Below are 1919 nucleotides of genomic sequence, written 5' to 3'. Positions count from 1 at the left end.
AGATAGTCTAGATGGAAGCTCATAACGGTAAATGTATTAGTAGGTACATTTTACACCATAAACTCAGGAGAGCCTTGTTACCAAGGATTGCCCAGCGGTAAGGTGCACAGAGCGCACCCTACAGATAGAGGTTCTGCATAAGTCCTCTCTTTTCACCAAGGATTACCAATCATTCTAAAAGCAGACCAATAATAAGGATGAGAGAAATTCTGACTCCCCACGTTTGCCAATTCCGGGGGTAGCGGCAAATTGCCACCAGAAGTGTGCAGCATCCCCCCTTCAATTCGCACCTCTTGGCGCAACATCGCTAATTGCGCTTGCCGCAGTGCTTCTGTTTTAATCGGAGCAGTTTTTAACTGCCCGTAAAACTCCGTCATCAACCCCAAACTGCCCTCGTCGCTAACATACCAAAGAGTCGCCATAGCCGATTTAACCCCGGCTTGCACGGCTAGCCCGCCAAAGCCCAACTCGGCCTCTCGATCGCCCACAGCAGTCTTGCAAGCACTCAAAACTAACATTTCAACTTGCGGGCTGTGCCAATTCATTTGCCGCAACTGATCCAAACGCAATTTACTATCCCACAACTGAATAAAGGATTGGCTGGGATCTCCCGATCGAAATTCGGCGTGAGTAGCCAAGTGAATCATCCCAAAAGGATACTGCTGGCGCTGCGATTTCAAATTAGCCAGGGTGAAAGCTTCATTCAAGAAAGACTTGCCCGGCCACTGCTGCGGGGTGATTGTCGATACTTCTATTTCCACCGCAGGTAAAGGACTCATCTCTGGAAATTGCGACGCCCCCATTGCCAGAACTTGGGTATTTTTGAAATTGGCGGGGCTGGTATCTGTCAAACTGAGACTCGGCATCGATCCAACACTGTAACGCTCTATCAGAAAGCCTTTGCCGTCGTGCAGGGCGCTCATCGGTATCGATCGCAACCCCAAATCTGAGATAAAAGATAAATTCTCAATGCCTTTGGCTTGCAGTTCTGCTTCGAGTGGCGCTACTATCCACTGGTAGAGCTGCTGAGCCAATGGCAAATAACTTTTAGTATTGCGCTTTACCGGATTAGTCAGTTCAGCCCGAAATCTCTCCATAGCTTCCATTACCTGGGCGCGAGAGGTTCCAGAGATGCGCTGGCGAACGGGCACGCCTTCCGGGGCGATCACCATCATTTCCAGTTCGTCAGAGGCTTGAATTTGCTGTTCTACGCGCAAGATGGGCGAACTGCTGTAAGGCCGAGCGACTGTAGAACCCCTGGGTACAAAGCTGATATAAATGAGAGCTGGTTTGATGCCTGTGGCTTGTTGGACGCCGCGAAGGGTATTTTGGGCATCTTCTAGGGTGGCGATCGCATTTGTTGATGGCAAATTTAGGTAATCGGCAAACTCCCTAGTAAATCTCTCCTCTACGGGAAAAATAACGCCGCCGAGGTCGGTTGGCAACTTAGAAGCGTCAAGATTCCCAGACGCGGGAGGTGAAGTGCGCTGTTGCAAGGAATTAGATATCTGGTTTTGCTCTTGCAAGCTAGGCGAAAATAAACGATTTGTGCTGGGTGGCTGGTTGGCTGCGATCTCCGGTGTCGGTATCGGTGCGAGATTTATGGGCGCAGCAGCAGGCGCAACCACTGGAGTTTGAGGAATGGTTGGTGCGATCGGCAAATTTGATACCGGCGCTGGAGTTTGAGGAATGGTTGGTGCGATCGGCAAATTTGATACCGGCGCTGGAGTTTGAGTAATTGTCGGTGCGATCGGCAAATTTGATATCGGCGCTGGAGTTTGAGGAATGGTTGGTGCGATCGGCAAATTTGATACCGGCGCTGGAGTTTGAGGAATGGTTGGTGCGATCGGCAAATTTGATACCGGCGCTGGAGTTTGAGGAATGGTTGGTGCGATCGGCAAATTTGATACCGGCGCTGG

Annotated in this window: 1 protein-coding gene; it reads right to left on the bottom strand. The window is 50.4% G+C overall.

Annotated elements, in window-relative coordinates:
• Positions 1-152: 152 nt before the first annotated feature.
• The coding region (locus tag QUB06_RS34475) for a CHAT domain-containing protein (RefSeq protein WP_333439320.1) at positions 153-1919 on the bottom strand (1767 nt) is incomplete at its 5' end.

The organism is Microcoleus sp. D2_18a_D3, from assembly GCF_036702455.1.
In the GTDB taxonomy this organism is placed as follows: domain Bacteria; phylum Cyanobacteriota; class Cyanobacteriia; order Cyanobacteriales; family Microcoleaceae; genus Microcoleus.
This window is presented reverse-complemented; position numbering and strand designations above follow the sequence as displayed.